The organism is Streptomyces lacrimifluminis, assembly GCF_014646095.1.
Lineage (GTDB): Bacteria > Actinomycetota > Actinomycetes > Streptomycetales > Streptomycetaceae > Streptomyces > Streptomyces lacrimifluminis.
In genome coordinates this window covers 579968-606667 of sequence record NZ_BMMU01000001.1, presented here as the reverse complement: position 1 = coordinate 606667, position 26700 = coordinate 579968, and the positions used below count along the sequence as shown (strand labels likewise).

The window sequence follows — 26700 nt, the reverse complement described above, 5'->3', positions numbered from 1 at the left end:
GCGGACCGCAGGTACGGGGCAAGGAGTGGGTGTACGGCTAAGAGGAGGTGGCGGCGACGCATGACGAGCATGTCCAGGGCAAGAGTGGCCCGGCGGATCGCGGCCGGCGCTGCGTACGGCGGTGGCGGGATCGGCCTGATGAGCGCGGCGGCCGTGGGACTGGTGCTGGCCGAGGTCCGGATGGCGAGACGCCAGGTGGGAAACGGCCGCAGTCCGCACGCGCCGAACGCGGACGGCCTGTACGGAAGTGGATACGCCACCCCCGGTGAGCCCCCGCTCCGACTGGTCCTGCTGGGCGACTCCACGGCGGCCGGCCAGGGCGTCCACCGGGCCCGCCAGACCCCGGGCGCCCTGCTCGCGTCGGGTCTGTCGGCGTTCGCGGAACGCCCGGTGGAGCTGCGCAACGTGGCGCTGCCCGGCGCCCAGTCCGACGACCTGGACCGCCAGGTGGGGCTGACCGTCTCGGCGTCCGACTGGATCCCGGACATCTGCGTGATCATGGTCGGCGCGAACGACGTCACCCACCGGATGCCTCCGACGCGCTCGGTCCGCCACCTTTCCTCGGCGGTACGCCGGCTGCGTACGGCGGGCGCGGAGGTGGTCGTGGGCACCTGTCCCGACCTGGGCACCGTCGAGCACGTCCAGCAGCCGCTGCGCTGGCTGGCCCGGCGGGCGTCCCGCCACCTGGCGGCGGCACAGACGATCGGGGTCGTGGAGCAGGGGGGCCGCACGGTTTCGCTGGGCGACCTGCTCGGCCCCGAGTTCGAGGCCAACCCGCGCGAACTGTTCGGCCCGGACAACTACCACCCCTCCGCGGAGGGCTACGCGACGGCGGCGATGGCGGTCCTCCCGACGATGTGTGCGGCGCTGGGTCTGTGGCCGGCGGACGAGGAGCGTCCGGACGTGTCCCGCCGCGAGGGCTTCCTGCCGGTGGCGCGGGCGGCGGCGGAGGCGGTGTCGGAGCCGGGCACGGAGGTCACGGCGGCGATGCCCACGGGACCCAGGGGCCCCTGGGCACTCCTCAAGCGCAGGCGCCGGAGGCGGGTACCGGCAACGGACCCGTCCCCCGCCCCGACCACTCCGAGGGGAGTGTCGAGCGGCTGATCCCGGCGAGGCCGTACCGGATGCGCGACCGCGCCCCGAACGGGGCGCGGGGAACCGCGCGACCAGCCCCCCGTTCCGCCTCAAATACCTCCAGCCCTACGCCGAGGCGGCCCGCACCTGGCTGCACGCCGAGGCCGAGGTCGTCGACACCACCCGCCTCACGCCCGCCCAGGCAGCCCTGCGGATCGCGGAGGCCGTCAAGAGCCGAGGTCCCACCCCCACCCCCTGAGCAAGCGCTTAGAAAAGTGCGGCCCGAGTCACACCGTCACACCCGTGACCGGGGGCATACGTACGGGTAACTTCCCAAGCAGGTCTGCTTACACCCTCGTACCGCACCCACGCACGCCAATGGAGCCGTCATGCCGGAAGCCGTCATCGTCTCGACCGCCCGCTCCCCCATCGGGCGCGCCTTCAAGGGCTCCCTCAAGGAGCTGCGCGCCGACGATCTCACCGCCACGATCATCCAGGCCGCGCTGGCCAAGGTCCCCGGGCTGGACCCGCGGGACATCGACGACCTGATGCTCGGCTGCGGGCTGCCCGGCGGCGAGCAGGGCCACAACCTCGGGCGGATCGTCGCCGTGCAGATGGGCATGGACTTCCTGCCGGGCTGTACGGTCACCCGCTACTGCTCCTCGTCCCTCCAGACGTCCCGTATGGCGCTGCACGCCATCAAGGCGGGCGAGGGCGACGTCTTCATCTCGGCCGGTGTCGAGATGGTCTCCCGGTTCACGAAGGGCAACTCGGACTCGCTGCCCGACACGCACAACCCGCTCTTCGCCGAGGCCGAGGCCCGTACCGCCGCCGTCGCGGAGCAGGAGGGCACCTCGTGGCACGACCCGCGCGAGGACGGCCTCGTGCCTGACGCCTACATCTCGATGGGACAGACCGCCGAGAACCTCGCCCGGGTGAAGGGCGTGACCCGTCAGGACATGGACGAGTTCGGCGTCCGTTCGCAGAACCTCGCCGAGGAAGCCATCAAGAACGGCTTCTGGGAGCGCGAGATCACGCCGGTGACGCTGCCCGACGGCACGGTCGTCAGCAAGGACGACGGTCCGCGCGCGGGTGTGACGCTGGAGGGCGTCCAGGGGCTGAAGCCGGTGTTCCGTCCGGACGGGCTGGTCACCGCCGGCAACTGCTGCCCGCTGAACGACGGCGCCGCGGCCGTCGTCGTCATGAGCGACACGAAGGCACGCGAGCTGGGCCTCACGCCGCTGGCCCGGATCGTGTCGACCGGCGTCTCCGGCCTCTCCCCCGAGATCATGGGCCTCGGCCCGGTCGAGGCGTCCCAGCAGGCGCTGCGCCGCGCCGGCCTCACCGTCGACGACATCGACCTGGCCGAGATCAACGAGGCGTTCGCCGCCCAGGTGATCCCCTCCTACCGCGACCTGGGCATCCCGCTGGAGAAGGTGAACGTGAACGGCGGCGCCATCGCGGTCGGCCACCCCTTCGGCATGACGGGCGCCCGCATCACCGGCACGCTCATCAACTCCCTCCAGTTCCACGACAAGCAGTTCGGCCTGGAGACGATGTGCGTCGGCGGCGGCCAGGGCATGGCGATGGTCATCGAGCGCCTGAGCTGAGCCCCGGGCGCCCGACGCGACGTCGCCGCGATCCCCAACTGGCGGAATCGTTTCGGTAGTCGAGCGAACGCACTGCGTGAGAAAGCGGCCCGGAACCCGGTAACCACCGGGGTTCTGGGCCGTTTTGTGATCCAATCTCCCCCAGGATGTGACCTATCTCGCTCCGGCGAGGCATTTCCGCAGGTCAGGGCAGGTTCGATACCAAACCTCGGGCCCAAAGTCCTGTCCGATTCGTGACGTTACGCACTGACAGGTGGTTAGTCCACCCTTCAAGCTGATGTAGGAAGTCGGGGGTCGACTTTGAACCGGGAGTACGTCAGTGAGCGCTACGCCTCTTGCTCTGCTGCTCGCCACAGCCACCGTCACCACGGCTGTGGGCGTCGCCGTTCTGCGCACCCTGCTGGGGCTGCGTCGACAGATCGCGGCGCTGCACGCGGAGCTCGCCGCCCAGAGTCTCGCCGTCGGCGCGCACGGTCGTGTGCCGCAGGCCCGCACTCCTGGCGACACCGACCAGATACGCGCTGCCGTGGCCGAGGCGCTCGCCGAGGAGCGGGAGCGGGAGCTCGCCGAGGCGCGTGCCTTCTGGGCCGCCCAGGAGGCACGTGACGCCTCCGACGCACCCTCCCTGCTCGGCCTCCCCGACAGCGAGCTGTTCCTGCCGCGCCCGGTGGATTTCGCGGGCCTGGAGGCCCTGGAGCCGGTGACCGAGTCCAGCACGGACACCGACGAGTTCGCGGGAGAGTCCGCCGAGCTGGCCGCCGCCCGGCGCCGGCACCCCTCGCACCCCGACTTCGTACCGGCCCAGTCGCCCATCGTGAACGACCACGAACGCACGGTCGCCTGCCTGGAGGACCTCGCCGAGTCCCGCACCGCCCTGGCCGACGTCCGCCCGGGCCCCCTGGGCACCCTCGACGTCTACGTCTTCACCGACGGCACGACCCTCTGCATGACCCCGGGCCACCGGGAGACAGCGGAACGCCTCTCCGCGGCCCTGCGCACGGGAGAGGCCCCCGTCCTCCTCGGCGGCTCGGGCATCTCGGGCGCCTACGCCCTGACCTTCGAATGCGGCGAGGAAACGGTGTACGTACTGGCGGACAGGGTCATAGCGTCTCTGTGAGACGTGCCTGAGGGGGAGCGCCCCGACAGGGGCGCGGGGCTGTGACATCCACGGCTCCGCCGCGTGCGCGCGACAAGCCCCCACCGGCGAGGCAGGGGCAGTCGGCAACGAACCCCTTACACCGCCGCCCGCTGCTGAGCCTCCGCGACCAGAGCAAGTGCCGCGGCCAGTTCCCCCTCGCTCCTCAGAACGAGCGCCAGATCGTGCGCGGCGACAGTCACCTGATCCGCCGCGGCGAACATCCCCACGTCCGGCATCACCCGGGGCTCACTCCCCGGCGACTCCAGCAGCTGGGCCCGCCGTGCCAACTCCCTGGCCAGCCCCAACGCCTCCGCCGCGGCCCCCCTCTGCAACCGACTCTGCGGCGCCGCCCGCAACCGGTCGGCAAAGTGATCCACTGCGAGCGTCAAAGGCGAGGTATCCAGCACGCCGCGAGACTACGCGTCGTACCTGGACTGTTGCCAACAACCCAACCCTCAGGCACCGTGGCGTGAAGGACCGGCTTACATCCCCTTTGCGTCCGGAGGCGCCGATGTCCCACGTCCTCTCCGAGGAGACCCACCGCAACATGCTCGCCCGCATCCCTCACTGCACCGGTCGTGAAGTGTCCGACTGGTTGCGCACCGTCGACGAAGGCCCCTCCCTCTTCCGCTTCGAGGAGAAGGTCAGCTGGCTCCGGCACGAGCACAATCTCGCGTACGGGCACGCCAAGGCGATCATTCACGAGTACGACCTGAGGAGGGCCGCGCGCAAGTTCCTCTGAGAGCACGGCTCTCTGAGAGCCCAGCCCTCCGAGAAACCCGGGGCGCGCACCGACACCACGACGAGACGAAGGGCCCCGGGATCGCTCCCGGGGCCCTTCTGCTGTCTGCCTGCCGACCACTACGGGCCGGCCCTCTTACTGCCTACTAGTCGTCACCCTGAAGGATGGCGATCAGCCGCAGGAACTCCAGGTAGATCCAGACCAGCGTCATCGTGAGGCCGAAGGCGGCGAGCCAGGCCTCCTCGCGCGGCGCGCCGTAGGCGATGCCGTCCTCGACCTGCTTGAAGTCGAGGGCGAGGAAGCACGCGCCGAGCAGGATGCCGATGACCCCGAAGATGATGCCGAGGGGGCCGCTGCGGAAGCCGAGGCCGTCACCGCCGCCGAACACCGCGAACAGCAGGTTCACGGCCATCAGCAGCACGAAGCCGAGCGCCGCAGCCATCACGAAGCCGTAGAAGCGGCGGTTGACGCGGATCCAGCCCGCCTTGTACGCCACGAGTACGGCGGTGAAAACCGCCAGCGTGCCGATCACGGCCTGCATGGCCGCACCGCTCGCGATGCGGTTGTCGACGACGCTGGAGACGACGCCGAGGAAGACACCCTCCAGCGCCGCGTACGTCAGGATCAGCGCGGGCGAGGCCTTGCGCTTGAAGGACTGGACGAGGCCCAGGACCATCGCGATCAGACCGGCGCCGATGGCGATGCCGTAGGACCGGCTGATGTTCGCGTCGTCCACGGGCAGCAGCGCCCAGGCGAGCGCCGCCGTGACGACCAGCACACCGAGCGTGGTGGCCGTCCGCATGACGACATCGTCGATCGTCATCCGGCCGGTGGTGACCGGGGCCTGCGGCGGCGCGCCGTGCTGAAGGTCCTGCTGGGCGTAGGGGTTGGTCGCGTACGGGTTGCCGCCCTGCTGGGCGTGCTGGTCCGCATACGGGTTGCCCGACTGCGTGCCGACAGCGGCGCCCCCGGCCTGCGGCGCGGTGTGGAAACCCGCGTGGCCGTTGTCGCGGCTGAACCCCCGTCGCGAGAAGACCGGGTTGCTGCTCCTCATTTCACTCCTCCATGGCCACAGTGCGTGGTCTTGGGCTCAAGAGTAATAGGTGGGCAAAGGATTGACCCTAGTGCTTGGGGAGGATCTTTCCCTCGTCCTGTCACGAACACGCTACGCGCCCCCTTGATTCCCGGCCACGGACCCCCGGGACCATGACCAACCCGGTACAGAGCCGAGACCGCCCGCTGATCGACCGGCACCACCGGTCGGCCACCCGCCGGTCTCCCCCGACTTTCCCGTCAGTCCAGGGGGAAACCCGTGTACCCCTCGGCCAGGTCCGTCTCCGCCGAACGGGCGCCCGCGATCCGCTCCAGCCGGGCCAGCTGGAGCCGGTCCTCGAAGGGAGTGGCGTCCGGGCTCCGGTGCAGGAGGGTCGTCATGTCGTACGAGAACCGCTCGGCCTGCCAGACGCGGCGCAGACAGGTCTCGGAGTAGGCGTCGAGCAGCTGGGCCGACCCCGTCTCCTTCTCGTGCGTCAGTGCGCGCGCGAAGGTCACGACGTCCCCGACGGCGAGGTTGAGCCCCTTGGCGCCGGTGGGCGGCACGATGTGCGCGGCGTCCCCGGCCAGGAACAGCCGTCCGTACCGCATCGGCTCGTGGACGTAGCTCCGCATCGGTGTCACGGACTTCTGGGTGATGGGTCCCCGGTCGAGCTTCCAGCCGTCGGCGGTCTCGAAGCGCCGCTCCAGCTCGTCCCAGATCTCCTCGTCGCTCCACGCCTCGGCGTCGGTGCCGTCCGGTACCTGGAGGTAGAGGCGGGAGACGGACGGGGAGCGCATGGACAGGAGGGCGAAGCCGCGGTCGTGGCGGGCGTAGACCAGCTCGTCGTGCGAGGGCGGTACGTCGGCGAGGATGCCGAGCCAGCCGAAAGGGTACGACCGTTCGAAGACCCGGGTGAGTTCGGCGGGGACCGCCGTACGGGCCACCCCCCAGAAGCCGTCGCACCCGACGACGTACTCGCACTCCAGTACGTCCTCGCGCCCCTCGTGCCGGAACCGCACCCGGGGGCTGCCGCTGTCGGGGTCCTCGACGGCGAGCGCCTCCGCCTCGAAGAGCAGCGGGCCGCCCTCCGCCAGCTGGAGGGCGATGAGGTCCTTGCAGACCTCGGTCTGCGCGTACACCATCACGGACCGGCCGTCGGTGAGGGCGGGGAAGTCGACGCGGTGGCGTTTCCTGTCGTAGCGCAGCTCGATGCCGTCGTGACGCAGACCCTCGCGGTCCATGCGCGCGCCGGCTCCGGCCGCGCGCAGCACGTCGACGGTGCCCTGCTCCAGGATCCCGGCCCGCTGCCGGTGCTCCACGTACTCCCGGTCGCGGCTCTCCAGGACGACCGAGTCGATACCGGCATTGTGGAGCAGCCGGGCGAGCAGGAGCCCGGCGGGGCCGGCTCCGATGATGCCGACGGTGGTACGCATCGGTCGTTCCCTTCGTGCGGTGCGGTCACCCAGCTTGTTCGCATGGTGAAATTTTCTTCACGAACTCTCTGCGATGAGTGTCCGACCGCACACGCCCGCTGTCAACGCTTCCGCGATGAAGTCCTCAATGAACACAGCACCGACAAATCCGGCATACGGCAGTCGGAAGTGCCCGGAGCCGGACTTGAACCGGCACGCCCGCGAAGGGGCAGCGAGGTTTAAGCTCGCCGTGTCTGCATTCCACCATCCGGGCAGGCCCTGGGCTCCGCAACGAGGTTCCGAGCCTATCGGGACACCCCACCCGAACTGCGGGTGAGGGGCCCGATGTTGTCTTATTTTATTGACTTCTGAGGGTGCATCAGCACCTGGAACGAGCCATCCGCACTTGCCAATAGCCTTTCGCGAGGAGGCTCGGCGCACATGCGGAATGACGGAATTTCACCGTCTGAACAAGGGGGCTCCACCTGTTCTTGCCATCACCGCGTCCGGCGGTCCGCGCAGAGCTCCTAGGGGACGGCCGTCATCCCCAGGTATGACACAGGCACCCGGGGTCCGCCCCGGGTCTGCCTTCGGAACCGGAACAACGGGTGACTACACGGCGGCCTCGGGCCATGACGATGGGTTCACGAGCTTCAGATCTCGAACCCAGCACACCCCTGGCCCATCGCCGCGCACCGCTGTCCCGACAGGAGCCCCACCCGTGACCACCACTCCCCTCGCCGACCGGCCCACCACCACGGTGGCCGCCCGCGCCACGGAACTGTCCAAGGTCTACGGACAGGGAGAGACACAGGTCGTCGCCCTCGACCGGGTCTCCGTCGACTTCAAACAGGCCGAGTTCACCGCGATCATGGGCCCGTCCGGCTCCGGCAAGTCCACGCTGATGCACTGCGTGGCGGGCCTTGACTCCTTCTCGTCCGGTTCCGTGCGCATCGGCGACACCGAACTGGGCTCACTCAAGGACAAGCAGCTCACCAAGCTCCGCCGGGACAAGATCGGCTTCATCTTCCAGGCGTTCAACCTGCTGCCGACGCTGACCGCCCTGGAGAACATCACCCTCCCGATGGACATCGCGGGCCGCAAGCCGGACAAGGAGTGGCTGGAGTCGGTGATCTCGATGATCGGCCTCGCCGACCGGCTCCGCCACCGCCCGTCCCAGCTCTCCGGCGGCCAGCAGCAGCGCGTCGCCGTGGCCCGGGCCCTGGCCTCCCGCCCCGACATCATCTTCGGCGACGAACCGACCGGAAACCTCGACTCCCGCGCCGGCGCCGAGGTACTGGGCTTCCTGCGCAACTCCGTACGGGAGCTGGGGCAGACGGTCGTGATGGTCACCCACGACCCGGTGGCGGCGGCCTACGCGGACCGGGTGGTCTTCCTCGCGGACGGCAGGATCGTGGACGAGCTGTACGGCCCGACGGCGGACGGCGTCCTGGACCGCATGAAGCGGTTGGACACCAGGACCGTCCGCACCAGCTGACGCGCACTCAATTCCCGCGCCCCCGGCCTGACTTCACACTTCACGACGACGGACTGAGACGACACCCCATGTTCCGTACCGCGCTGCGCAACGTACTCGCGCACAAGGCCAGACTTCTGATGACCGTGCTCGCCGTGATGCTCGGCGTGGCGTTCGTGTCCGGGACCCTGGTCTTCACCAACACCCTCTCGAACGCCCTCCAGAACAGCTCCGCCAAGGGCTTCGACCAGGTCGACGTCGCCGTACTGCCGGGCGTCGGGGACGATGCGGGCGACACGACCGGCCAGCCCCCGCAGCTGACGCAGGCCCTGCTCGACGAGAGCGCGAAGGTTCCGGGCGCCGCCTCCGTCATCGGGGTCGTGAGCGGCTTCACGGCCATCGCCGACAAGGACGGCAATCTCGTCGGCGACGGTTTCCAGTCGCAGGGCGGCAACTACTGGAGCGACAAGGACGCCCGATACCCGCTGAGCGACGGCGCCGCGCCCAAGGGCGCCGGCCAGGTCGCCCTCGACGCGAAGACCGCCGAGCGGGCCGGTTACCAGGTCGGGGACACCGTGCGCCTGTCGGTGGACGGCCCGGTGCTCTCCCCCACCCTCTCCGGCATCTTCACCACGGACGACGGCAACGTGACGGCCGGCGGCAGCCTCGCCCTCTTCGACACGGCGACCGCGCAGCGGCTGTACGGCAAGGTGGGCGCGTACGACGAGATCGACGTCAAGGCGGCGGCCGGGACGAGCCAGGCCGCACTCAAGGCGGCGCTGGACAAGGCCCTGCCGCGAAACGCCGTCGAGACGACGACGGCCACGAAACTCGCCGACGACCAGGCGAGGAACATCGCCTCCGAGATGAGCGGCCTGAAGCAGGGCCTGCTGGTCTTCGCGGGCATCGCGCTGTTCGTCGGTACGTTCATCATCGCCAACACCTTCACCATGCTGGTCGCCCAGCGCACCAAGGAACTGGCGCTGATGCGGGCGGTCGGTGCCTCGCGCCGGCAGGTCACCCGGTCCGTGCTGATCGAGGCGTTCGTGGTCGGCGCGGTGGCGGCGGTGACCGGGCTGATCGCGGGCATCGGCATCGGGGCCGGGCTGAAGGCACTGCTGGGCACGCTCGGCGCGACCGTGCCCGACGGGCCGCTGGTCGTCACCCCGGGCACGGTCGGCGCGGCCCTCGCGGTCGGCATCCTCATCACCATGCTGGCGGCCTGGCTGCCCGGCCGCCGCGCCGCGAAGATCCCCCCGGTGGCCGCCATGAGCAGCGTCCACGCGACCGCGACCACCAAGTCACTGGTGCTGCGCAACACGCTGGGCGCGCTGTTCTCGGGCGCGGGCATCGCCGTGGTCCTGGCCGCGACGTCGATGAGCGGCTCGGACGGCCAGGCCCCCATGGGCATCGGCGCGGTACTGCTCATCATCGGCGTCTTCATCCTCACCCCCCTCCTCTCCCGCCCGCTGATCGCCGCCGCCGGCCCGTTCATGCGCGTGTTCGGCGTCTCCGGGAAGCTGGCCCGCCAGAACTCGGTCCGCAACCCCCGTCGTACGGCCGCCACGGCCTCCGCGCTGATGATCGGGCTCACCCTCATCACCGGCATGACGGTGATGGCGGGCAGCCTCCAGCAGGCGATCGACAAGATGGCGTCGGCCTCGATCAGGGCGGACTACATCGTCTCGATGGCCAACGGCAATGGGCTCTCCCCCGACGTCGCCGAAAAACTGGCGAAGACCCCCGGAGTGACCGCCGTCAGCCCCCTGACCGACGCCGCCGTCCTCATCGACGACACGTCGGAGTGGATCACCGGCGTCACCGGCGGCGCGATCGGCGAGCTGACGAGTCTGACGGTCGACGACGGCACGTTCAAGGTCGGCGGCAGCCAGGTTGTCGTGGACGACCGAACAGCCAAGTCCCGTGGCTGGAAGGCAGATTCGACCTTCACGGTCATCTACGACGACGGGCAGAAGCAGCGGCTGACCGTGGCGGGCGTGTACGAGGGCAACGAGGTGGTGAGCGGCATCATGCTCGACAACACCCAGCTGGCCCCGCACCGCACGGACGCGGCCGACCACACCGACATGCAGGTCATGGTGAAGACGTCGGACGGCGCGACGAGCGCGACGAAGGACAAGCTGGCGAAGGCCCTGGGTGCCAACCCGGCCATCAAGATCCAGGACAAGAAGGACATCTCCAACGAGATCGCGCAGATGTTCACGCTGATGCTGAACATGCTCTACGGCCTGCTGGCCATGGCGGTCCTGGTCGCGGTCCTCGGGGTCGTCAACACCCTGGCCATGTCGGTCTTCGAACGCTCCCAGGAGATCGGCATGCTCCGCGCGATCGGCCTCGACCGCAAGGGCATCAAGCGGATGGTCCGTCTGGAGTCCCTGGTCATCTCCCTGTTCGGCGGCGTCCTGGGCATCGGCCTGGGCGTGTTCTTCGGCTGGGCGGCCGGCGAACTGGTGGGCACGAGCATGCCGACGTACGAACTCGTCCTGCCCTGGGCCAGGATGGCGCTCTTCCTGCTTCTCGCGGCCACGGTGGGCATCCTGGCGGCCCTTTGGCCGGCCCGTCGCGCGGCCCGCATGAACATGCTGGCCGCGATCCAGTCGGAGTAGGAGTTAAGCGGCATCTGTACGGGAGTTGGGTTCCGCCGATACAACAGCGGAGCCCAACTCCCGTCTCGTTGGCGTCAGTTCCAGGTACGTCAGTTCCAGGTACGGGCCCGCAAGGGCATCCCGGAGCCGCCGGCCTCCAAACTCCGCACGGCGAGGATCTGGTTGACGCCGAGCCGGTTGCGTTCGAAGGCGAGGGCGGAGGCGGCCATGTACAGCCGCCAGACGCGGGCCCGCCCCGGGCTGGTGAGGTCCAGGGCCCGCGTCCAGTCGGCCTCCAGGTTGGCGACCCACCGACGCAGGGTCAGCGCGTAGTGCTCCCGGATCGGCTCGACGTCGCGCACCTCGAACCCGGCCCGTTCGAGCTGGGTGACGGTGGTGCCGAGGGGCGCGAGTTCGCCGTCCGGGAAGACGTACGCGTCGATGAACCCGTCGAGGCTGTACGCGTCCTCGTCCGCGTGCGGCCGACGGGCGATCTGGTGATTGAGCAGCCGGCCGCCCGGCTTGAGCAGGGCGTACAGATCGCGCGCGTACGTCAGGTACTGCTCGCTTCCCACATGCTCGGCCATCCCCACGGAGGAGACCGCGTCGAAGGGTGCGTCGGTGACGTCCCGGTAGTCCTGCACCCGGATCTCCACCCGGTCGGCGAGCCCTTCCTCCGCGACGCGCTTACGGGCGTACGCGGCCTGTTCCTGCGAGAGGGTGACGCCGACGACGTGTACGCCGTGCTCGCGGGCGGCGTGGATGGCGAGGGAGCCCCAGCCGCAGCCGACGTCGAGGAGGCGCCGGCCCGGCATCAGGGCGAGCTTGCGGCAGACGAGTTCGAGCTTGTCGCGCTGGGCGTCTTCGAGGGTGTCGCCGCCCTCGGCGGTCTCCCAGTAGGCGCAGGAGTACACCATGGACGGCCCGAGGACGACCTCGTAGAAGTCGTTGCCGACGTCGTAGTGGTGGCTGACGGCGCGTTTGTCGGTGCGCTTGGTGTGGAGCCCTCGGCGCCGCCGCGCAACCTCTTCACGGGGCGGCGCGGGAGGGACGGGGAGCCCGGCCATCCGCACGAGCCCGCGCACCGCGGCCCGCACCCCGGGTTCACGCAGTGCCTCGGCGAGACTCCGGGCGTCCTCCCCACGGTTCCAGACCAGCCCGGACAGGTGATCGAGGGCGGCGTAGAAGTCCCCCTCGATGTCCAGGTCGCCGGCGACCCAGGCCCGGGCGAGCCCCAGTTCGCCGGGTTTCCACAGCAACCGGCGCAGGGCGCGGCGGTTGCGGACTACCAGGGTGGGGGCACCGGGCGGCCCTGCCTGCGAACCGTCCCAGGCGCGGATACGCATCGGGAGCGGAGCCCCCAGCAACTGCTCGGCGAAGCTCTGGAGCCGCGACGCGGCTTCGGGCATGACGCACACCTCCGTGACGACATCACCGGGATTGTCCAACACCCACGAGAACACCACCGCCCTCGACGCGCAGTCCCCGGAAGCGATCAAGACTGGGCAAAGGGAGGCACACGAACGGCGACGCCGGTCCAGACCAGGCCCAGCCCCTCCCAGCCCGCCCGGCGTTTCCCACCCACCCGCCCCCACCGCGTCTACAGCCCGGGCCCAGGCCCACCCAGCCCACCCGACATTCGAGGACGAGGCCGTTCAGCCCAACCGGCGTTTCCCACCCACCCGTTCACCGCCTGTATCCAGCCCAGGCCCAGGCACATCCAGCCCGTCCGGCGCTTGAGGACAAGGCCCCTTCAGGGCCGACAGCGGGGGTCTGGGGGCGCAGCCCCCAGGAACAGGACGGGACGGGTAAGGGCGGCGGGGGCGAACAAACGCCTGAAGGGGCCCCTCGCACCACGGATGGCGAGCGGCCCCTTCAGGGGTGTTTCAGTGACCGGAGGTCGAAGAGGAGGTCAGGAGGCCTTGGCCTCTGCCTTCTTCTCGGCCTTCTCCTCGGCCCTCTTCGCGGCAGCGACCGGCGCCGGCTTGGCGGCCTCGTAGAACTCCTCACGAGGAGTCTCCAGCGCCCCCAGCGCCACAACCTCACGCTTCAGGAACATCGCCAGCGTCCAGTCCGCGAACACCCGGATCTTCCGGTTCCACGTCGGCATCGCCAGACCGTGGTAGCCGCGGTGCATGTACCACGCCAGCCGGCCCTTGAGCGTGATCTTGAGCTTGCCCATGACGATCATCGCGACGCCCTTGTGCAGGCCGAGACCCGCGACAGCGCCCTTGTTGGAGTGCGCGTAGTCCTTCTGCGGGAAGCCCCGCATACCGGAGACCACGTTGTCGCCGAGCACCTTCGCCTGCCGCAGCGCGTGCTGGGCGTTCGGCGGGCACCAGGCGTTCTCCACGCCGGCCTTGCGGGCGGCCACGTCCGGCACCTGGGCGTTGTCGCCCGCGGCCCAGATGTAGTCCGTACCCGTGACCTGGAGCGTCGGCTGCGCGTCCACGTGGCCGCGCGGACCCAGCGGCAGGCCGAACCGCGACAGGACCGGGTTGGGCTTGACGCCCGCGGTCCACACGATGGTGCTGGAGTCGACCTCGAGGCCGTTCTTCAGGACCACATGGCCGTCGACGCACGAGTCCATCGACGTCGAAAGATAGATCTCGACCCCGCGGCTCTCCAGGTGCTCCTTGCCGTACTGGCCCAGCTTCGGGCCGACCTCGGGAAGGATCTTGTCGGCGGCGTCGACGAGGATGAACCGCATGTCCTCGCGGGACACGCTGGTGTAGTACTTCGCCGCGTCGCGCGCCATGTCCTCGACCTCACCGATGGTCTCCGCACCCGCGAAGCCACCACCGACGAAGACGAAGGTGAGCGCCTTGCGGCGGATCTCCTCGTCGGTCGTGGAGTCGGCCTTGTCCAGCTGCTCCAGGACGTGGTTGCGCAGGCCGATGGCCTCCTCGATGCCCTTCATTCCGATGCCCTGTTCGGCCAGGCCGGGGATCGGGAAGGTGCGGGAGACCGCGCCCATGGCGATGACGAGGTAGTCGAAAGGCAGCTCGTACGCCTCACCCACGAGGGGGGCGATCGTGGCGACCTTGCGGTCCTGGTCGATGGTGGTGACCCGACCGGTCAGAACTTCCGCCTTGGGCAGCACACGTCGCAGCGGTACGACGACGTGGCGCGGCGAAATGCTGCCGGCGGCGGTTTCGGGGAGGAAGGGCTGGTAGGTCATGTACGACCGGGGGTCGACGACCGTGACGGTCGCCTCGCCGTAGCGCATCTTCTTGAGGATGCGCCGAGCTGCGTACAGGCCTACGTACCCACCGCCTACTACGAGGATCCTGGGACGCTCCGTGGTGCTCATGCCATCGAGTATCCACCCGCTCCAGGGGGGTCGCTCGTGCGCCCCTTCACAAGCTTCTTCACCACCTCTGCTACACTGCGCGGCCCGCATGGCCGAGGCGGTGCCACGCGAGAGGTACCAGCGGGCGGTACGCCCCGATGTCAATGCCGCGTGAACTGCCCTTCCGGCCCGCCGGAGTGACTGGACCAGCCCTCGCCCGCACCCCCGGGAAACACCACCGAAACGCTCCCCCGAGCAGGCTCCCACCCCAGGTGAGCCCCCGAAAGGGCCCTCCGGACCACGTTCGTCGCCCAACAGGACCGATTTCCTTGTGAAGAACTTCACGAAGTTTCCCGCAGGGACGTCACCGGGGGGCCTCGAACAGCCCCCCAAGTGCGCTCATACGTTGTCCGACCTGCTCAGGCGAGGGTCACGCGACCGACCACGCGATCCCGTCGAGGATGTCGTGCTCGCTCACCACGACCTCCGACGCCCCGATCCGTTCCATGATCGAGAGCAGTACGAGCGCCCCCGCACCGATCACGTCGACGCGTCCCGGATGCATCGAGGGGATCGCCGCCCGCTCGGCGTGGGTGGAGCGGAGAAGGGTCTCGGTGATCTCACGGACGCGGTCGTAGGAGACCCGGGAGTGGTGGATGGCCTCGGGGTCGTACGCGGACAGGTTCTGCGCGATCGCCGACACCGTGGTGACCGATCCCGCGAGCCCCACCAGCGTGCGCGCCTCGCTCAGCGGGACCGTCTCCTCCGCCAGGTCCAGGGCCGCCTCGATGTCCGAGCGGATCGCCGCGATCTGCTCCTCGGCGGGCGGATCGGCGACGGCGCCGTCCCGCACGAGGTGCCGCTCCGTCATGCGTACGCACCCGATGTCCACGGACCGTGCCCCGCGCACCTGGTCGTCGCCGACCACGAACTCGGTCGAGCCGCCGCCGATGTCCACGACCAGGTAGGGCCTGGCCAGGTCGTCACGCCCCGTCAGTTCCCTGGTGGCGCCGGTGAAGGAGAACTCGGCCTCCCGCTCGCCCGTGATGACCTCGGGCTCGACACCCAGGATGTCCAGCACGCCCCGGACGAACTCGTCCCGGTTCTCCGCGTCGCGGGAGGCGGACGTCGCGACGAAGCGGAGCCGCTCCGCGCCGTGCTCCTTGATGACGGCGGCGTACTCACGGCAGGCCGCGAAGGTCCGCTCCAGCGCCTCGGGGGCCAGCCGCCCCGTACGGTCGACGCCCTGACCGAGGCGGACGATGGTCATCCGCCGGTCCAGGTCGACGAGTTCACCCGTCTCCGGGTCCGCGTCGGCGACGAGGAGGCGGATCGAGTTCGTACCGCAGTCGACGGCGGCGACGCGGGTCACTTGCCGCCCTCCCCGGACTCCCCCGGGGCTGCCGGGTCCGAAGACTCCACCGGCTTGAACGCGAAGTGGCCGGACCCGCTCGCGTCCACCTCCCAGCCCTCACCCTCCGGAGGCGCCGAGGGCAGCACGCAGGGACCCTTCGCCCACCACTCGGGCAGCATCGCGATCGCCTCGTCGCCCAGCGGGTTCACGCCGGGTCCGGCGGCCAGCGAGTGGCCCACGAGGACGTGCAGGCACTTCACGCGGTCCGGCATGCCGCCCGCGCTCGGGAAGCCCTCCAGGACCTCGATCGCGTCGCGGCGCTCGATGTAGTCGTCGTGCGCGGCCCGGTACGCGGCGGCCAGCTCCGGGTCCGTCGACAGGCGTTCCGTCATCTCCTTCATCACGCCGTTCGCCTCCAGCGTGCCGATCGCCGAGGCGGCGCGCGGGCACGTCAGGTAGTACGTCGTGGGGAAGGGCGTGCCGTCCGGCAGCCGCGGAGCCGTCTCCACGACGTCCGGCTGACCGCAGGGGCAGCGGTGCGCGATGGCGCGCAGCCCGCGCGGCGGGCGGCCCAGCTGCTGCTTGAAGGCCTCGACGTCCGCGTCGGTCGGCTCGGTGCGCGGGGTGGGAGGCGGGGGCGTGTCCATACCTGTCTTTTCTGTTCCGTTCACTTCACTGGTCGGCGGCGTCGGCCTTGTCCACGCCGTCCCAGACGTTCGCGTACCAGGGGCGGTCCGCCGCGCCCAGGTCGGCGCGCGACTGCTTCGCCGCGTCGGGGTCGATCACGATGTACCCGGTCTCGCCCGGCAGGACGTAGTGCAGCCGCTGCCGGATCTGCTGCTCCGCGTACGCGTCGTCCTGCCAGCGTGCCTTCAGGTCGCGGAGCTGTTCGACCCGCCGGCTGGCCTGGTCGCGTTCCCGTTCCATCTCGGCGATGTCGGCGCGCTGGGAGACGTACTGCCTTATCGGGTAGGCGAGGGCCACGATCAGCGAGCACAGGACCAGGACGAGCAGGGCCGCCCGGCCGGTCAGGCGGGAGCGGCGGGCCTGGCGCTTGGTCTGCGAACGATAGACGCGGGCCGCCGTCTGCTCGCCGAGCAGCTTGATCCTGGTCGCGGTGGAGAACCGGTCCCGGTCCTTCACAGCCATTGTCCCGCCTCCCCGAGCGTCTGCGCCTGTACCTGCTGTACCTCTGCGCACGTGCGTACGTCCCCGCACACGGTACGGGACCGGGTACGGGGACGTACGTACGACTGGCTATGCCTTAACTCTGGCTGGTCAGCCCTTGAAGCGCGGGAAGGCGCTGCGGCCGGCGTACACGGCGGCGTCGTCGAGGATCTCCTCGATGCGCAGCAGCTGGTTGTACTTGGCGACGCGGTCCGAGCGGGCCGGGGCGCCGGTCTTGATCTGGCCGCAGTTCACGGCGACGGCGAGGTCGGCGATGGTGACGTCCTCGGTCTCGCCGGAGCGGTGGGACATCATGCACTTGAAGCCGTTGCGCTGGGCCAGCTCGACGGCGTCCAGGGTCTCGGTCAGCGAGCCGATCTGGTTGACCTTGACGAGCAGGGCGTTCGCCGAGCCCTCCTCGATGCCACGGGCCAGACGCTCCGGGTTGGTGACGAAGAGGTCGTCGCCGACGATCTGGACCTTGTCGCCCAGCTTGTCGGTGATGGTCTTCCAGCCGGCCCAGTCGTCCTCGTACAGCGGGTCCTCGATGGAGATGAGCGGGTACGCGGAGACGAGCTCCTCGTAGTACTCGGTCATCTCGGCGGCCGTGCGGGACTTGCCCTCGAACTCGTACTTGCCGTCCTTGTAGAACTCGGACGCGGCGACGTCGAGCGCGAGGCCGATCTGCTCGCCGGGCACGTAACCGGCCTGCTTGATGGCCTCGATGATGAGGTCGAGCGCGGCGCGGTTGGACTCCAGGTTCGGGGCGAAGCCGCCCTCGTCGCCGAGACCGGTGGACAGGCCCTTGGTCTTCAGCACCTTCTTGAGGGTGTGGTAGATCTCCGCGCCCCAGCGCAGCGCCTCGGAGAAGGACTCCGCGCCGATCGGGGCGATCATGAACTCCTGGATGTCGACGTTGGAGTCCGCGTGGGATCCACCGTTGAGGATGTTCATCATCGGGACGGGCAGCAGGTGCGCGTTCGGGCCGCCGAGGTAGCGGAAGAGCGGCAGGTCGCTGGCCTCCGACGCGGCGTGGGCGACGGCGAGGGAGACGCCGAGGATGGCGTTGGCGCCGAGGGAGCCCTTGTTGTCGGTGGCGTCCAGGTCGAACATGGCCTGGTCGATCAGGCGCTGCTCGGTGGCGTCGTAGCCGACGAGCTCCGGGCCGATCTGCTCGATGACGGCGAGGACGGCCTTCTCGACACCCTTGCCGAAGTAACGGTTGGGGTCACCGTCGCGCAGCTCGATGGCCTCGAAGGCTCCGGTGGAGGCGCCGGACGGGACGGCGGCACGACCGGTGCTGCCGTCATCGAGGCCGACCTCGACCTCGACGGTGGGGTTGCCTCGCGAGTCGAGGATTTCCCGGGCTACGACGACGTCGATGGACGGCAAGAGCATCTCCTTCTGACTGGGATGTGACGCGGGTACGCGGGGCTGCTGGGCCTCGCGAGTACGGGGCCGCGGCGGCTCCGCGATGATGAGCCTAACCGGCTCCGGGGGATCGGCCAGCCTTCCGACCACCCCATGGACGGAACACGAACGGAACCGAGGGTAAACATTGTTCCCCCGGGAAACAAAAAGCCCCGCTCCGGTGCGTACGGGGGAAGACGCACCGAAGCGGGGAGCCCGTGGGGACGGGGGTGACCCTCACAAGGCCTTCACTATGGAGGGCACGGATGTGAGGGCCCTGTGGTTCACCTGCGAGCCGGCCGGGATCCGGGGGAAGCTCCGGCCCGCCGGTGACCGGGGTGGGCGGCGACTCAGCCGTGTCAGCTGAGGTGCAGCTGCTGGCCCGGGTAGATGACGTCGGCGTCGTCGACGATGTCCTTGTTCAGCTGGAAGAGCTTCTCCCAGCCGCCCTTGACGTCGTGCGCCTCGGCGATGGCGCTCAGGCTGTCGCCCTTGACGACCTTGTACTCGCCGTCACCCTTCTCGACCTTCTTGCCGGTCGGGGTGGTGACGGTCTTCTTCGCGGCCGGCCGCTCCTGCGAGCGGGAGGCCTGCTGGTTGTCACTGGAGCGGGTGGAGCTCTCGCCGGAGCCGCTGGAGCTGCTGGAGTTGCCCGAGCTGCTGGAACCGCTGGACGAGTTGTCGCTGGAGCCGCCGTCGTAGGAGGCGCTGGACAGGCCCACACCGCAGACCGGCCAGGCACCCTTGCCCTGGCCCGCGAGGACCTTCTCGGCGATGGCGATCTGCTGGGACTTGGAGGCCTGGTCGGCGGTGGAGGCGTACGCCGAGCCGCCGTACCCGGCCCAGGTCGAGGCGGAGAACTGCAGACCGCCGTAGTAGCCGTTGCCGGTGTTGATGGACCAGTTGCCGCCGGACTCGCACTGGGCGACCGTGTCCCACTCGGCGGAGGTGGCGGCGGAGGCGGAGCCGGCCGCCAGGAGCGGAGCGGCGACCGCGGCGCCGGTGACACCGGCGATGGCGACGACCCGGGTGGCCTTGGACGGACGGCGGTGCTTGCCCTTACCGGTAAACAGCATGCGTGATCCCCTCACCGACGCCTGCGAGGTGAGCTGTCGGGTTCGGGCCGGTTGAGTTGCCCGGCCGTACGTCCCTTGCGGGCGGCGTACGGCTTCACCCCAAGCCGCTCCGGACAACTGCCCGGTGCGGCACTTACCTTGGGTCCCCCGCTCCTGCCTACGGCGCTTGATAGCGACGACTGTTCCCGTACGGCCGTTGGCAGGATTCGGCGTTGCGACCGGCGGGGCCCACTGTGGCGGGCGATGACGACCGTAAACAGCTGATCCTCTGAAATACAAAGACGATCAGGGCTTCTGAGACCTATCTCTCACCGCATCGATAACGGACATTCAGCGCGAAAGTGGGACGTGAACTCCGGTTAGTTTTGCCCCGGTTCGCTACCTACGGCAAGGGTCTGACCGGGAAGGATGAGACCCGAGTCCGCGTCAAGGAAGGACGCGGTCCCGGCGGGCTCCGCGGGCTGTCCGCCCGCGAGATCGAGGGAGTCGGTGACACCCCAGAGGACGTCCCCGATGCTGCCGGTGTACGTGCCCTCGGCCTTGCCACGATGACGGCCGGTGCCGACGGAGGTCTCGGTTCCGCTTTCACCGCCCTCTTTTTCGACACTCTGGCCCGAGTTGCCCAACTCTTGACCCACTGCGACATCTATAGGCGAACTGTCGCTTTCCTTCCCGTCGCCCGCGCCGGGCAACGAGGAGGAAGGCGACGGCGAGGTGACCGACCCGGCGGGGTCGGTGGAGTCGGCGGAGCCTGTCGCCGCCCCCGCGGACGGTGTGGGGGACGGCGACGAGTCGGAGGCCCCGGGCGAGGCCGGGGAGCCGGTGGAGGGGGACGCCGAGGGCGTGGGCGACTCCGAAGTCGAGGAGGAGGGGGAGGAATCCGAGCCCGAGGCCGGACCCAGCCCCAGCCCCAGACCCAGGCCCGAACCCCCGGTCGAGCCCGAGGTGTCACCTTCGACCACGCCGGTGTCGACGTCGGCCGAGCCGGCGTCCTTGCCGAGCCCCGACAACAGCGCACAGGCTCCCCAGGCCCCCGCCCCCTGGTCGGCGAGTATCTTCTCGCCGACGGCGATCTGCTGCGAACGGCTGGCCTGGTCGGCCCTCGCGGCGTACGCGAGGCCGCCGTACTTCTCCCAGTCGTCCTGGGTCAACTGGAGCCCGCCGTAGAACCCGTTGCCGGCGTCGGCACTCCAGGAACCGCCGCTCTCGCACTCCGCGACCCTGTCCCAGGTGGTACCACTGGCCGCGCTGGCGCCTGTCGCGCCGAGCAGCGGGATCGCCATGGCGGAGCTGGTCACGCCGGCCGCGACAAGCAGAGCCGGAGCCTGACGGGGGCGACGGTGACGACCGTTCCCGGAGAGCATGCGGTTGCCTTTCACGAGACAGCGGGGGACCAGTGCGACGGGTGACGCAGAACATCGCACTGATGCACGAACGTATCGACAGACGATCACTTGTCACAAGTTCATGCCGCGCAGATCACGTGAAGATCACATTGCTGAGGGAGTGTCACCTTCGCGCGATCTTCTACGACACCACCGTCGGCGCGTGCCCGGTCCCACGGACCGGCGTGAACTCGACGGGCAGGGTACGCAGTCCACGCATGATGAGGCCGCCCCGCCATCTCAACTCGGCCGGGTCTGAGGCGAGTTGCAGGTCGGGGAGGCGGGTGAGGAGGGTGGCCAGCGCACTGCGCCCCTCCAGGCGGGCGAGCGGGGCGCCGAGGCAGTAGTGGATGCCATGGCCGTATCCGAGGTGCTGGTTGTCCCGACGACCGAGGTCGAGGGTGTCGGGGTCGGCGAACCGCGCCGGGTCACGGTCGGCGGCGGCGAGGACGACGAGGACGGGATCACCGGCCGCGATGCCCTGCCCGCCGATACTGAGCGGCTGGGTGGCGAAGCGCCAGGTGGCCAGTTCGACGGGGCCGTCGTAGCGGAGGAGTTCCTCGATGCCGGTTTCGAGGAGGGAGGAGTCCTTCACGCCGAGGGACGCCTGGAGGCGGGCGCGCTGCTCGGGATGAGTGAGCAGGGCAAAAACGCCATTGCCGATCAAATTCACAGTAGTTTCAAAACCGGCGAACAGTAGGATAAAGGCCATGGCGGCGGCCTCGTTCTCGGTGAGGTGCTCGCCCTCGTCCGAGGCGCGGATGAGCCCGGAGATGAGGTCCTCGCCGGGTTCGGGTACGTCGGACAGCGCCTCGCGCTTGCGGTGGATCAGCTCGGCGAGATAGCCCCGCATCTTCTTGACGGACCGAGCGACTCCACCCCGGGGCCCTCCCCCGTGCCGGATCATCATCCCGGCCCAGTCCCGGAAGTCGTCCTGGTCCTCGCGGGGTACGCCCAACAGGTCGCAGATCGCGTAGATGGGCAGGGGGAACGCGAACTCGTGGATGAGATCGGCGGAGCCGCTCGCCGCGAACTGGTCGATCAGGTGATCGGTGAGCTCCTGGACGCGGGGGGCGAACTCGGCGACCCGGCGCGGCGTGAACGCCTTGGCGACCAGCCTGCGCAGCCTGGTGTGGTCCGGCGGATCGATGTTGAGCAGATGGGTCATCAGCTCGGTCTTGCGCTCACCGGGGATACCGGTCTTGCCCTTGGCGTGCGCGGGCTCGTCGTGATGGGCGGGATTCTTGGAGAGCCGGGGGTCGGCGAGGGCCTGCTTGGCGTCTCCGTACCGCGTGACCAACCAGGCCTCGACCCCGCTGGGCAACTTCGTCCGGTGCACGGGCGCGTGCTCACGGAGCCAGGCGTAGGCGGGGTAGGGGTCCGTCGCGAACTCCCAGGTGAAGAGTTCCGGGGCGGGAGTCGGGGGCGTGGAGAGGGGCTGGTTGGTCACCCGGTGACGGTATCGGGAGGGCGGGAGGCTTCAGCGGGGCCCTGCTCGGCGTCAGGGCGGCCACACTCCCGGCCCGCCCGCACGCCCTCATGTCTCAGCACCGCCCTGGGACATGGGGCAGGGTACTGACGGCCGCCGGGCCCGGCTCAGCTCACCGTCGCTCCTCCGTGGCCGCCCCCGTCGCCCCTTCCCTCACCCGCACCGCATCCCGATAGGCCCGCGCGGCGGCCCGCAGTGCCGCCTCCGGGTCCACGCCCTCCGCCTCCGCCCGGACCGCCATCTCCAGCAGTTCGTAGCCGATGCCCTCGCCCTGCGGCAGGGGGACGTCCAGGGCCGCCGTGTGGACCCGGGACGCCAGTTTCGCCGCGAGGGCCAGCGCGGGCTGGCCTAGTGGGATGCCCTCGGTGACCGAGGTCCGGCGCTTCTCGACCGCCTTGGTGCGCAGCCAGTGTTCCTTGACGTCCTCCGGTGTGGACGCCGTCTCGTCGCCGAAGACGTGCGGGTGGCGGTGGATCAGCTTCGTGACGATGCCGGCCGCCACGTCGTCGATCGAGAACGGGGCTGTGCCCTCCTCGTCCTCCTCCTCGCTGCCCTCCTCGGCGATGCGCGCGTGGAAGACGACCTGGAGCAGGACGTCCCCCAGTTCCTCGCGCAGCTCGTCCCGGTCGCCCTCCTCGATGGCCTCGACGAGTTCGTACGCCTCCTCGATGCCGTACTTCGCCAGGCCCTTGTGGGTCTGGCGGGACGACCAGGGGCACTCCAGGCGGATGCGGTCCATGACCTGGACGAGGTCGAGGAGGCGGGCGCCGGGGAGGTCGTAGGAAGCGGGGAGGAGTTCCAGGTCCGGCATCCGTATGCGGCCCGAGCCAGCGAGGCGTGCCAGGCCGTCGGTGAGGGCCGGGTCGCCCTCGCCTGTCGTCACGACCACGACCGTCCGGCCGCCGGCGCAGGCGTCGATCAGCTCCTCGGCGGTCGGGGAGGTCTCCTCGACCGCCGTGCCGGCGTCCCGCAGATACGGCAGCTGCGGATGCGTACCGTCAGCGCACAGCACCCTGTCTGCCGCGTGCAGCACCTGCCAGGCGGGCCAGGACAGCAGGCCGGGCGCGACACGGTGGCTGGTGGTGAGCAGGACGACACGACCGGGGTCGGGGTCGGTCCCCGTCCCCGTCTCCGGAGCGGTCTCGAAGCCGCTGGTTGCGTTCACCCACCGAACGTATCCCACGCCACCGACAGCCCCAGCGGTTGTCCACAGCCGGTTGTCCACAGGCTGGGCACCGAGGGACACACCGGCGTCCCTACGCCCGGACGCGCGTACGGACGACCGTTACGCCGTGGCCGTCACGCGGTTCCCTGGGCCGTCTGCGGCGCCGTGATCTCCCGTACCCAGGGTGTCTTCGCGTCGACGCGGCTGCTCTTCTGGACGTCCCAGCTGCCGTAGCGCGGGTTGAGGTCGACGTCGAGGGTCTTCGATGCCTCGGACATCGCCTTCCAGAAGGTGGCCTGACCGTCGGGCGAGTTCATGTCGACACCGAGCGCGGCGGCCAGTTTCTGGGCGACGATCTCGGTGTGCAGGCTGTCGTCGAGGCGTGCCGGGGCGACGCCGTACTGCTGGAGCCAGGCGTCCGCCAGCGCCTTCGCACTGCCCGCCTGCTGTTCCAGGGAGGCACGCAGGGTCTGGACGTCCTTGCGGGTCACACTCACGCCCGCGTCCTTGGCGGCCTGGTTCAGGACGCGGTCGAGGACCATCGTGTGCAGGGTGTCCCGGGTGAGGCTGCCGGTCCTGGCGACGGCCTGCGCGTACTGGGCCTGGTCCGGGGTGGCCGCCCGCTGCGCCGCGCGTACCTCGTTCACCCTGCTCTCCAGCTGCGCGACCGTGATCCGCTGCCCGCCGACGACGGCCGCCGCGCCAGGATGCGCGTCGTTTCCGCAGGCGGTGAGGAGGGGTGCCGCGGCGACGATCGCGGCGGAGAGGAGGAGCGCGGTGCGACGGCGGCGGTGCAAGGAAGCCTCCTGAGGAGATTGTGCGGCGGAGCACAAGGTCTTGCGATGATCGATGTTAGGCAGTGGCAGGGCTCCGGCCAAGCCATTCGACCAACGATTCACCGGGACTTCGGGCACCGCCTCGTTCTCCCCGTGGCCTCCGGCCGTCTCGGCCGGTGATCGTGCAGCCGCCTCGCGGTTCCTTGCTGTTGACCATGTACTGGCCGTTGACCATGTACATGGTGGGCCCGGCTGCGGTGGGTCCACCGAGGGGCTACCCCCGCACCTGTCCCAGCCACTCCAGTGTCCGCCGGATCTCCGCCGCCAGGGGATGCCCGGGGCCGCGCAGGCGGTCCACGTCGTGGAGGAGGCGGGCGAGGGTGTCGCGGGCGGCGTTGCGGTCGCCGAGGGCGAGGAGGAGGTGGCCGATGCGGCGGCGGACGTCGAGGGCGAGTTCCGGGTCGCCGGCGACGTACTGGTTCTCGTAGTACGGCAACAGGGCGCGGTACTCGGCGAGGGCCGCCGCGGGTTCGCCGAGCTGTTCGAGGCACTGGGCGGCCTCGTAACGGAAGCGCAGCACCTGGGGGTCTGCCTGGCCGGCCTCGGCGGCGCGTTCGTCGGCGAGGCGGCGCAGCTCGGGCAGGGCGCGGCGGTACTGACCGTCGTCCATGAGGGTGGCCGCGTACTGCTTGCGCAGGGTGCGGACGACCGGGGAGTGCTCGCCGTGCTGGTCGGCGGCGGCGGGCAGGATCCCGCCGAGGATGTCGACGGCCTGGGTGATCCGGCCCTCGCCGAGGAGGCGTTTGACCTCGTCGACGGCTCTGGCGACGTCGGGTCTCTCGGCCGCCGGGACGGCCGTCGGCTGGGGCGCGGGGGTGCGGGCCCGGTCCGGCCAGGGGGCGTGCGGGCGCAGGAAGGGGCGTGTGGGGTCGAGGGGCGCCCCTGTGGGCGTGCCGCGCTCGGGGAGGAGCAGCGCCAGGTGTTCGTACACCTCCTGAGCGGAGGCGGGCCGGTGCTGCGGGTCCTTGGCGAGCAGCCGCAGGACGAGCGCTTCCAGGGACTCGGGCACCTCGGGTCTCTGTCGGCGCACGGGCAGCGGCGGCTCGTAGAGATGGCGGTGGAGCACCCCGAGGGCCGTCGAGCCGGAGAACGGCACGTCCCCGCTGAGGAGTTCGTGGAGGAGTACGCCGAGTGCGTACAGGTCGGTGTACGGGCCGACCGCGCCGCCCATCGCCTGCTCGGGGGCCATGTAGGCGGGCGAGCCGATGGGTGAACCGGTGTGGGTGAGGCGGGTCGTGTCCGTGTCCATGACGGAGGCGACACCCAGGTCGAGGACGGTGACCGTGCCGTCCTGCTTCACCATCACGTTGCGCGGCTTGAGGTCGCGGTGGACGATCGGCACGGCGTGCACGGCGCTCAGCACGGCGCACAGTTGCGCGGCCACCGCGACCGCCCACTGCCAGGGGTAGGGGTCGTGCTCGGCGAGGTGGTCGGAGAGGTCGGCGCCGTCGACGTACTGCATGACGAGGAACAGTTCGTCGCCCTCGCTGCCCGCGTCGTGGACCGTGACCAGGCCGGGGTGGTCGACCTGCGCGGTCACCCGGCACTCGCGCACGAAGCGGCGGCGCAGTTCGTCCGCCTCCTGGCCTGCGACCTTGTCCGGGCGCAGCAGCTTGACCGCCACGCGCCGGTCGAGCCGCTGGTCGTACGCCGTCCACACCTGGCCCATGCCGCCCTGTCCGATGAGCGTGGACAGTTCGTACCGCTCGGCGATGACACGGCCCGCCGCCACGCTCACCGTCCGCCCTCGGGGCCGGCGTCGCGGTTGCCGCTGTCATTACCGCTGCCGTTGCTGTCGTGCTTGCGCAGGTAGTCGCTGAGCTCGTCGAGTTCGGCGCGCACCTGGTCGATACGGGCGGGCGCGGGGCGCTGCGGCGGGGGCGGCACGGAGCCCTGGGCGACGGGTGGCCGGGGGGTCGGCGTCTGGGGTGTGGATATCGGCGTGTGGGGCACGGGGGGCTGCTGCGGCCCGGTCCGCGGGTTCGCGTACGGCGACGGGTAACCGTACCCGGGGGGAACGGTCGCGCCCCGGTCCGGTACGTAACCGGCGTACGGGTGCTGCCGGTTGTTCGGCCGTATGTCCATGACCAGGAAGTACGTGCTGGCGACGGCGCCCAGGAGCATCACGGCGGCGAGGGCGATGTCGCCGTCGGCGTTGCCCTCGTCCACCGTGCCGACCACCGCGAAGCACAGGATGGACAGCGGCAGACTCGCCCAGGCCGCCGTCCAGTTGAACCACCGGCCACGCAGGAAGGCGACGCGGAACAGCGGCAGGCACGCGAGGAGGCCGCACGAGAGGAACCCGGCGGCGGTGATCAGCACGCGAAGGGTGATGACGGTGCCCGCGCTGCGGGTGGGCGGCGGCGCGCCGGGGCCGTACATGACTGCTCCTGGACCGGATGATGCCGACGGGGACGGACGGACGAGTGAC

22 protein-coding genes, 1 tRNA gene and 1 riboswitch are annotated in these 26700 nt (G+C 70.2%); of the genes, 6 read left to right on the top strand and 17 right to left on the bottom strand.

Going from position 1 to position 26700, the window contains the following annotated elements; genetic code table 11:
* Nucleotides 1–60: 60 nt before the first annotated feature.
* The 3 genes from IEY89_RS02800 to IEY89_RS02790 all read left to right on the top strand — a co-directional run bounded on the left by IEY89_RS02800 (nt 61) and on the right by IEY89_RS02790 (nt 3801).
* Entirely contained in the window at nt 61–1104 is a 1044-nt protein-coding gene (locus IEY89_RS02800) for an SGNH/GDSL hydrolase family protein (protein WP_189145581.1), read from the top strand.
* Between the two features lie 359 nt (nt 1105–1463).
* The gene (locus IEY89_RS02795) at nt 1464–2684 is read left to right on the top strand and encodes an acetyl-CoA C-acetyltransferase (RefSeq protein ID WP_189145580.1); all 1221 of its coding nucleotides are present in this window, start codon (nt 1464–1466) and stop codon (nt 2682–2684) included.
* A gap of 319 nt (nt 2685–3003) precedes the next feature.
* Nucleotides 3004–3801: a hypothetical protein gene (locus IEY89_RS02790; protein WP_189145579.1), complete on the top strand. Its 798-nt coding sequence runs from the start codon at nt 3004–3006 to the stop codon at nt 3799–3801.
* Nucleotides 3802–3917: 116 nt separating this feature from the next.
* Here the strand turns inward: IEY89_RS02790 and IEY89_RS02785 are convergent, their stop codons facing one another.
* On the bottom strand, nt 3918–4229 hold the full coding sequence (locus IEY89_RS02785; RefSeq protein ID WP_189145578.1) for a hypothetical protein: 312 nt from the start codon (nt 4227–4229) through the stop codon (nt 3918–3920).
* Between the two features lie 104 nt (nt 4230–4333).
* On the opposite strand from IEY89_RS02785, the gene IEY89_RS02780 reads away from it, so the two are divergent.
* Nucleotides 4334–4564: a DUF4287 domain-containing protein gene (locus IEY89_RS02780; protein ID WP_189145577.1), complete on the top strand. Its 231-nt coding sequence runs from the start codon at nt 4334–4336 to the stop codon at nt 4562–4564.
* Nucleotides 4565–4709: 145 nt separating this feature from the next.
* Here the strand turns inward: IEY89_RS02780 and IEY89_RS02775 are convergent, their stop codons facing one another.
* The 3 genes from IEY89_RS02775 to IEY89_RS02765 form a co-directional block, all read right to left on the bottom strand.
* Nucleotides 4710–5618, bottom strand: coding sequence for a Bax inhibitor-1/YccA family protein (locus IEY89_RS02775; RefSeq protein WP_189145576.1), 909 nt, complete (start codon nt 5616–5618; stop codon nt 4710–4712).
* Nucleotides 5619–5857: 239 nt separating this feature from the next.
* Nucleotides 5858–7033: a 4-hydroxybenzoate 3-monooxygenase gene (locus IEY89_RS02770; protein WP_189145575.1), complete on the bottom strand. Its 1176-nt coding sequence runs from the start codon at nt 7031–7033 to the stop codon at nt 5858–5860.
* 169 nt (nt 7034–7202) lie between these two features.
* A tRNA-Leu gene (locus tag IEY89_RS02765) sits at nt 7203–7286 on the bottom strand.
* A 447-nt stretch (nt 7287–7733) separates the two neighbouring features.
* Between IEY89_RS02765 and IEY89_RS02760 the strand changes: the two genes are divergently transcribed.
* Together IEY89_RS02760 and IEY89_RS02755 are read left to right on the top strand one after the other, a co-directional pair.
* Nucleotides 7734–8510, top strand: a complete 777-nt coding sequence (locus IEY89_RS02760) for an ABC transporter ATP-binding protein (protein WP_189145574.1) — start codon at nt 7734–7736, stop codon at nt 8508–8510.
* A gap of 68 nt (nt 8511–8578) precedes the next feature.
* Nucleotides 8579–11116 (top strand): ABC transporter permease, encoded by a 2538-nt coding sequence (locus IEY89_RS02755; protein WP_189145573.1) that lies wholly within the window; start codon nt 8579–8581, stop codon nt 11114–11116.
* 89 nt (nt 11117–11205) lie between these two features.
* On the opposite strand, the gene IEY89_RS02750 is transcribed toward IEY89_RS02755, so the two are convergent.
* The 13 genes from IEY89_RS02750 to IEY89_RS02690 form a co-directional block, all read right to left on the bottom strand.
* Complete coding sequence (locus IEY89_RS02750; RefSeq protein ID WP_189145572.1) at nt 11206–12504, bottom strand: class I SAM-dependent methyltransferase; 1299 nt, start codon at nt 12502–12504, stop codon at nt 11206–11208.
* A gap of 503 nt (nt 12505–13007) precedes the next feature.
* Nucleotides 13008–14408 carry an NAD(P)/FAD-dependent oxidoreductase gene (locus IEY89_RS02745; protein WP_189145571.1) on the bottom strand — a complete coding sequence of 467 codons (1401 nt, stop codon included), beginning with the start codon at nt 14406–14408 and terminating at the stop codon, nt 13008–13010.
* A 409-nt stretch (nt 14409–14817) separates the two neighbouring features.
* Nucleotides 14818–15759: a Ppx/GppA phosphatase family protein gene (locus IEY89_RS02740; protein ID WP_189145570.1), complete on the bottom strand. Its 942-nt coding sequence runs from the start codon at nt 15757–15759 to the stop codon at nt 14818–14820.
* A complete protein-coding gene (locus IEY89_RS02735; protein WP_189145569.1) occupies nt 15756–16388 on the bottom strand; it encodes a DUF501 domain-containing protein in 633 nt (210 codons plus the stop codon). Before IEY89_RS02735 ends, IEY89_RS02740 begins: the two co-directional genes overlap by 4 nt.
* A 25-nt stretch (nt 16389–16413) precedes the next feature.
* Entirely contained in the window at nt 16414–16890 is a 477-nt protein-coding gene (locus tag IEY89_RS02730) for an FtsB family cell division protein (RefSeq protein WP_189145568.1), read from the bottom strand.
* Between the two features lie 129 nt (nt 16891–17019).
* Nucleotides 17020–18306, bottom strand: coding sequence for a phosphopyruvate hydratase (gene eno / locus IEY89_RS02725; RefSeq protein ID WP_189145567.1), 1287 nt, complete (start codon nt 18304–18306; stop codon nt 17020–17022).
* Nucleotides 18307–18677: 371 nt separating this feature from the next.
* A complete protein-coding gene (locus IEY89_RS02720) occupies nt 18678–19394 on the bottom strand; it encodes a LysM peptidoglycan-binding domain-containing protein (RefSeq protein WP_189145566.1) in 717 nt (238 codons plus the stop codon).
* A gap of 3 nt (nt 19395–19397) precedes the next feature.
* Nucleotides 19398–19569, bottom strand: a riboswitch (cyclic di-AMP (ydaO/yuaA leader).
* Between the two features lie 184 nt (nt 19570–19753).
* Nucleotides 19754–20692 (bottom strand): transglycosylase family protein, encoded by a 939-nt coding sequence (locus IEY89_RS02715; protein WP_308437413.1) that lies wholly within the window; start codon nt 20690–20692, stop codon nt 19754–19756.
* 229 nt (nt 20693–20921) lie between these two features.
* Entirely contained in the window at nt 20922–22229 is a 1308-nt protein-coding gene (locus IEY89_RS02710) for a cytochrome P450 family protein (RefSeq protein ID WP_189145564.1), read from the bottom strand.
* A gap of 151 nt (nt 22230–22380) precedes the next feature.
* The gene (locus tag IEY89_RS02705) at nt 22381–23433 is read right to left on the bottom strand and encodes a nucleoside triphosphate pyrophosphohydrolase (RefSeq protein WP_189145563.1); all 1053 of its coding nucleotides are present in this window, start codon (nt 23431–23433) and stop codon (nt 22381–22383) included.
* 134 nt (nt 23434–23567) lie between these two features.
* Entirely contained in the window at nt 23568–24230 is a 663-nt protein-coding gene (locus IEY89_RS02700; protein WP_189145562.1) for a SurA N-terminal domain-containing protein, read from the bottom strand.
* A gap of 253 nt (nt 24231–24483) precedes the next feature.
* Entirely contained in the window at nt 24484–25965 is a 1482-nt protein-coding gene (locus tag IEY89_RS02695; RefSeq protein WP_268240717.1) for a serine/threonine-protein kinase, read from the bottom strand.
* Nucleotides 25966–26003: 38 nt separating this feature from the next.
* Nucleotides 26004–26651 (bottom strand): hypothetical protein, encoded by a 648-nt coding sequence (locus tag IEY89_RS02690; RefSeq protein WP_189145560.1) that lies wholly within the window; start codon nt 26649–26651, stop codon nt 26004–26006.
* Between the last annotated feature and the right edge of the window lie 49 nt (nt 26652–26700).

Excerpts from the sequence above, each read along its gene's own strand:
- IEY89_RS02770 (WP_189145575.1), bottom strand. The coding sequence starts at position 7,033 with ATGCGTACCACCGTCGGCATCATCGGAGCCGGCCCCGCCGGGCTCCTG.
- IEY89_RS02690 (WP_189145560.1), bottom strand. The coding sequence starts at position 26,651 with ATGTACGGCCCCGGCGCGCCGCCGCCCACCCGCAGCGCGGGCACCGTC.
- IEY89_RS02735 (WP_189145569.1), bottom strand. The coding sequence starts at position 16,388 with ATGGACACGCCCCCGCCTCCCACCCCGCGCACCGAGCCGACCGACGCG.
- IEY89_RS02730 (WP_189145568.1), bottom strand. The coding sequence starts at position 16,890 with ATGGCTGTGAAGGACCGGGACCGGTTCTCCACCGCGACCAGGATCAAG.
- IEY89_RS02755 (WP_189145573.1), top strand. The coding sequence starts at position 8,579 with ATGTTCCGTACCGCGCTGCGCAACGTACTCGCGCACAAGGCCAGACTT.
- IEY89_RS02780 (WP_189145577.1), top strand. The coding sequence starts at position 4,334 with ATGTCCCACGTCCTCTCCGAGGAGACCCACCGCAACATGCTCGCCCGC.
- IEY89_RS02745 (WP_189145571.1), bottom strand. The coding sequence starts at position 14,408 with ATGAGCACCACGGAGCGTCCCAGGATCCTCGTAGTAGGCGGTGGGTAC.
- IEY89_RS02800 (WP_189145581.1), top strand. The coding sequence starts at position 61 with ATGACGAGCATGTCCAGGGCAAGAGTGGCCCGGCGGATCGCGGCCGGC.
- eno (WP_189145567.1), bottom strand. The coding sequence starts at position 18,306 with ATGCTCTTGCCGTCCATCGACGTCGTCGTAGCCCGGGAAATCCTCGAC.
- IEY89_RS02720 (WP_189145566.1), bottom strand. The coding sequence starts at position 19,394 with ATGCTGTTTACCGGTAAGGGCAAGCACCGCCGTCCGTCCAAGGCCACC.
- IEY89_RS02775 (WP_189145576.1), bottom strand. The coding sequence starts at position 5,618 with ATGAGGAGCAGCAACCCGGTCTTCTCGCGACGGGGGTTCAGCCGCGAC.
- IEY89_RS02795 (WP_189145580.1), top strand. The coding sequence starts at position 1,464 with ATGCCGGAAGCCGTCATCGTCTCGACCGCCCGCTCCCCCATCGGGCGC.
- IEY89_RS02750 (WP_189145572.1), bottom strand. The coding sequence starts at position 12,504 with ATGCCCGAAGCCGCGTCGCGGCTCCAGAGCTTCGCCGAGCAGTTGCTG.